Source organism: Enterobacter asburiae, assembly GCF_008080435.1.
GTDB lineage: Bacteria > Pseudomonadota > Gammaproteobacteria > Enterobacterales > Enterobacteriaceae > Enterobacter > Enterobacter asburiae_C.
Genome location: NZ_VRKN01000043.1, coordinates 1 through 4,264, shown reverse-complemented (window position 1 = coordinate 4,264; position 4,264 = coordinate 1). Strand labels below are relative to the sequence as shown.

General features: G+C 50.2%; 6 protein-coding genes and 1 pseudogene. 4 read left to right on the top strand and 3 right to left on the bottom strand.

What is annotated here, in order from left to right:
- Positions 1–43: 43 nt before the first annotated feature.
- Positions 44–832 (bottom strand): hypothetical protein, encoded by a 789-nt coding sequence (locus FU672_RS24590; RefSeq protein WP_148245205.1) that lies wholly within the window; start codon positions 830–832, stop codon positions 44–46.
- A 21-nt stretch (positions 833–853) separates the two neighbouring features.
- On the opposite strand from FU672_RS24590, the pseudogene FU672_RS24585 reads away from it, so the two are divergent.
- A pseudogene (locus FU672_RS24585) lies at positions 854–1,175 on the top strand (DDE-type integrase/transposase/recombinase); the annotation flags it as partial.
- Complete coding sequence (locus FU672_RS24580; protein ID WP_316043738.1) at positions 1,157–1,501, top strand: ATP-binding protein; 345 nt, start codon at positions 1,157–1,159, stop codon at positions 1,499–1,501. The pseudogene FU672_RS24585 and the gene FU672_RS24580, both read left to right, overlap by 19 nt.
- Before the next feature lie 52 nt (positions 1,502–1,553).
- On the opposite strand, the gene FU672_RS24960 is transcribed toward FU672_RS24580, so the two are convergent.
- Positions 1,554–1,727: a hypothetical protein gene (locus tag FU672_RS24960; RefSeq protein ID WP_187360854.1), complete on the bottom strand. Its 174-nt coding sequence runs from the start codon at positions 1,725–1,727 to the stop codon at positions 1,554–1,556.
- A gap of 463 nt (positions 1,728–2,190) precedes the next feature.
- Between FU672_RS24960 and FU672_RS24575 the strand changes: the two genes are divergently transcribed.
- Together FU672_RS24575 and FU672_RS24570 are read left to right on the top strand one after the other, a co-directional pair.
- Complete coding sequence (locus tag FU672_RS24575) at positions 2,191–2,496, top strand: helix-turn-helix domain-containing protein (RefSeq protein ID WP_001099274.1); 306 nt, start codon at positions 2,191–2,193, stop codon at positions 2,494–2,496.
- A 4-nt stretch (positions 2,497–2,500) separates the two neighbouring features.
- Entirely contained in the window at positions 2,501–3,829 is a 1,329-nt protein-coding gene (locus FU672_RS24570; RefSeq protein ID WP_148245204.1) for a type II toxin-antitoxin system HipA family toxin, read from the top strand.
- An 87-nt stretch (positions 3,830–3,916) separates the two neighbouring features.
- Here FU672_RS24570 and FU672_RS24565 read toward each other — a convergent pair whose 3' ends face one another.
- Complete coding sequence (locus FU672_RS24565; RefSeq protein WP_148245203.1) at positions 3,917–4,162, bottom strand: hypothetical protein; 246 nt, start codon at positions 4,160–4,162, stop codon at positions 3,917–3,919.
- Between the last annotated feature and the right edge of the window lie 102 nt (positions 4,163–4,264).

Below are 4,264 nucleotides of genomic sequence, written 5' to 3'. Positions count from 1 at the left end.
CGGGAAGGGTTGCAGGGTTAAGACAGTACTGACGGCCTGAATGTCAGCGATAGTCTGGCAGGTCGTCATGTTTCAAGTGTATTAAAAGCAGTCCGCCTTTCAGCACCCCACACCGGAGCTGATCGTGCAGACCCCAGACGGCCTTGACTCCTGCCTCCAGATAGCCGGGATCGTCCAGGAGCGCACCGGTCATGGCCAGGGCACTGTTGATCCAGACTTCATGGTTATGCAGCTGTTCCCGGCGAATCCCGAGGAGAAAGTCGGCGCAGGCGCGGAGTAAATCCCGCTCAATGATGCCTCTTTCCGCCGGGGTCAGTTCGTCATAGATGAGATCGTAGCCTTTTACAAATTCGGCCAGACACCGTGCTTCACAGAGCGTCCGGGCATTCATTTTGCCGGGACCGTTACAGGGGATCCCGCCATGCTCGGCATAGCCGGGATAGTACCGGGCGTACGGCATGAGGATCTCCCTGACGAGAGAGAAGTACACCTTCTCCCCGGTCAGCATCCAGGCGATCCCCAGCTCATAACAGGCCCGGGCATTCAGGCTGTTCAGCTTTCGCCACCAGGCCCCGTAAAACGGTTCCCCTGTAAAGGCGTGGTCGTCGACCGGACAGTGATACTCGTCCGGCGAGCGCCGGTCCCAGATGAGCGGTACGCCGTGTTTCGGACAGTAGTAGAAAAGCTCCCAGCTGGCGCAGCCGGTATCCGGCACCAGGACGGGGTTGTTCAGCACCACGTCATTGTCCTTGCGGATTTTTTCGAGGATACGCGGATCGTCAAGACTGGCCTGTCTCAGGCGGCGGATGTCGGATTTACTGAATTGTTTCATGATGGTTACTCCCTGTGGGTTCAGGCGCACATCTTCGTCGCCACGCTCGGTGCCTCAAACTACACCTATGTTGAAGCCTGTGAAAACCAGCGGCAGGAAAGCTGGCTGATGGCCCACGTCAGGGCGTTCGAGTTCTTCGGCGGTGTTCCTCAGCTTCTCATCCCGGATAACCTGAAAGCGGCAGTCAGCCGCGCAGACCGCTACGAGCCGGTACTGAACGAGAACTACCGTAAGCTGGCCCGGCACTACAACACGGCCGTGATCCCGGCCCCGCAAGCCGAAAGACAAACCCAAAGTCGAAAATGCCGTTCAGGTCGTGGAGCGCTGGATCCTGATGCGGTTGATGACCTGAATATCGGCCATGCCGACGGGAGTTACCAGAAACAGCTGCTACAGCTGTCGAAAAAGGAGCTGCTGATCCTTGACGACTGGGGTCTTGAAAAGCTGAACACCCGGCAGTCCTCAGACCTGCTGGAAGTGATGGAAGACAGATACCAGCGGGGAAGCACCATCATCATCAGCCAGCTACCGGTGAGTGAATGGTACAAACTGGTGGGTAACCCGACGGTAGCTGATGCGCTGATGGACCGCCTTCTGCATAACGGACATCGTGTTGAGCTCAGGGGAGAGTCAATGCGTAAACTGGCGCAAACCGATCAGACGAGTTAAAAACTAAAGTAAGAAATAACCAGCGCGAGAAGCGCGATCGAAATCGCCGGAATCACTGACCGGAATCATCGGAATACGCACCATAAACATGCTGATTACCCTTTGAGCCATCAACAACATCGCCAGAAACAGTTTTTCCGGCATTAATCTGGGTGTGGTAATCCGCTCTAGTAGATAACGAGATAAACGGCAGCGTCAGTGTTATCAGGTAAGGCGCGGGTTTCATTGGGATCTCCCTGTGGCGATTGTGCTGGAGTCTGGAGAAATCCCGTAGGGACGAACAGGTTGTTTTGTATATGGACCGGGGAAGTTTTAGCTGAATGCGGTGGGGCATTGATGCCACTGGCATCAACCTATTGCCTGTTGATTGGTGGCGGATTGACAGGCGTTTATGTGATGCCAGTGGTATCAAAGCGTATTTTTGTTACTGTTAGCCTAAGCACCAGGCGTTAGAATTAATTCACATCTTTTCTTCAAGTTTTTCGCGCGAAAAACGTGAATTGAGGATTGGGTTACTATGCTGGCTTAATCATTTTCCCGTTCCAGAATGTTGCTGAAGAGAACTCATCAGATAAGGAGACCTCTTTTTACAGCTTATAGGCTGTATTTTGCATTTACAGCTTATAGGGTGTATTGTTTAAAAACAGCTTATAGACTGTATCAGCGCTTCTAACAATGGTAAATGCCTTATGAATACTGTTTATCCGTTGAAAACTTTGAATCAAATACGTCCATTGCTGATTGGCTTTCGCAAGGCTAATGGACTGACACAAAAGGAAGTTTCTGAAAGGTTAGGAGTAACTCAGCAAACCTATGCCCGACTGGAAGCGAATCCAGCCAGCGCCAGTATGGAGCGACTATTCAGGGTATTTACCGTACTGGGTGTTGAAATGGTACTCTCTTCCGGGCCACAGATACTTTCTTCGATGTCATCTTCAACAATGGAAGAGTCAGAACAGCAAATAGATTCACCTGCCAGACGGGAAAAATGGTGACGATATGCGTCGAACACAGCAGCGTTTAGCGATATGGATGAATGGAATTCGAGTCGGATTCTGGGAGAAGGTCAGAGGTGAGGACTCATTACAATACCTTCCGGAATGGATAGTTGATGAACAGGGAAGACCTTTATCGCTTTCTTTGCCTTTTACTCCTGGTAATCAGCTTTGGCGCGGTAATGTTGTTCGTGACTATTTTGATAATTTATTGCCTGACAGCGAAAGTATACGCAGGCGTTTAGCCGTGCGTTACCAGTCTGAAAGCCTTGAGCCTTTTGATCTATTGGCTGAGCTGGGAAGAGACTGCGTTGGTGCAATACAGTTACTGAATGTTGATGAAGAGCCTACGGATTTATTTTCCGTAAATTATCGGCCACTTTCTGAAGCTGATATCGCTACTACATTGCGTAATACTACGGCAGCATCGTTGCCTGGTCGGCAGGACGAAACTGACGATTTGCGTTTATCAATTGCCGGTGCGCAGGAAAAAACGGCTTTATTGTGGTATGAAGAACAATGGTGTTTACCAGAAGGTAATACCCCAACAACGCATATCTTCAAGCTACCGCTTGGGTTGGTTGGGAACATGCACGCGGATATGAGTACATCGGTTGAAAATGAATGGCTGTGTTCTTTGCTTCTTGAGCACTACGGGATCCCTGTAGCAAAAACACAGATTGCGCAGTTTGAAGATCAGAAGGTATTAGTGGTTGAGCGTTTCGACAGAAGATGGTCAGGCGATCGGCAATGGATCATTCGTTTGCCACAAGAGGATATGTGTCAGGCTTTAGGTGTTTCTCCGTTACGAAAATACCAGTCTGATGGTGGGCCGGGTATTTCCGATATTATGGACATATTGAGTCATTCAGATCAGGCTGAGCAGGACAAAGAGCAGTTCTTCAGGGCGCAAATTATTTTCTGGTTGTTGGCTGCTACTGACGGCCATGCCAAAAATTTTAGTATCGCTATTGAGCCACAAAGTCATTACCACCTTACGCCTCTTTACGATGTTTTATCAGCATGGCCGGTAATTGGTCATGGTAATAATCAGATTTCCTGGCAAAGATGCAAACTGGCAATGGCTGTTCGCGGTAGCAGTAATTATTACCACATTTATAGAATTCAACGGCGGCATTGGATCAATCATGGTGAATTAACCGGATTGGGAAGGCGACAAGTTGAGTCCATGATGGATGACATTATATCCAGCACGCCAGAAGTCATTGAGCGTGTATCTGCGTTACTTCCAGAGTCGTTTCCACCTGAGCTTGCTGAGTGTATTTTTGATGGCATGCGGCAGCAGTGTGGGCGTTTGGCTGGAAGGAGGTAATTCACGGTACTGACATGTTCCAGCTATATGTCGATAAAAACGGTTTTTATAAACATATGGGCAGAAATCGATAAAGCCGTCACAACATCAGCCACTCCCCAGATACTGCGCCCGAATTTCCGCAACTAACTTACTGATATCCCGCTTTTGACGCGGCCTTGCCAGTATGTCTGGCTCTGAAACCACAGGCTGCACAAACTCCGGCACCGCTGCTTTGCCGCACCGATACTGATTAAACTCACCGTCCTGCGCCTTCCGCAGCGTTGCCAGCAGATAGGCGAGTGGGTTTTGTATGCCGCCACGGGCAATGCGTTGGGCTGCGTCGTTAAGCACGTCCTGGCGCAGCGGGGACGGTAGGTATTAGGCGACAATTACCCCGTCCGCATCGCGACAATTACTCTGGCCTGTTTGTAATCTGAGCGTCCTGTTTCTTCT

Coding starts and splice junctions, on each gene's coding strand:
- FU672_RS24960 (WP_187360854.1), bottom strand. CDS start 1,727: ATGAAACCCGCGCCTTACCTGATAACACTGACGCTGCCGTTTATCTCG.
- FU672_RS24590 (WP_148245205.1), bottom strand. CDS start 832: ATGAAACAATTCAGTAAATCCGACATCCGCCGCCTGAGACAGGCCAGT.
- FU672_RS24570 (WP_148245204.1), top strand. CDS start 2,501: ATGCGTCGAACACAGCAGCGTTTAGCGATATGGATGAATGGAATTCGA.
- FU672_RS24575 (WP_001099274.1), top strand. CDS start 2,191: ATGAATACTGTTTATCCGTTGAAAACTTTGAATCAAATACGTCCATTG.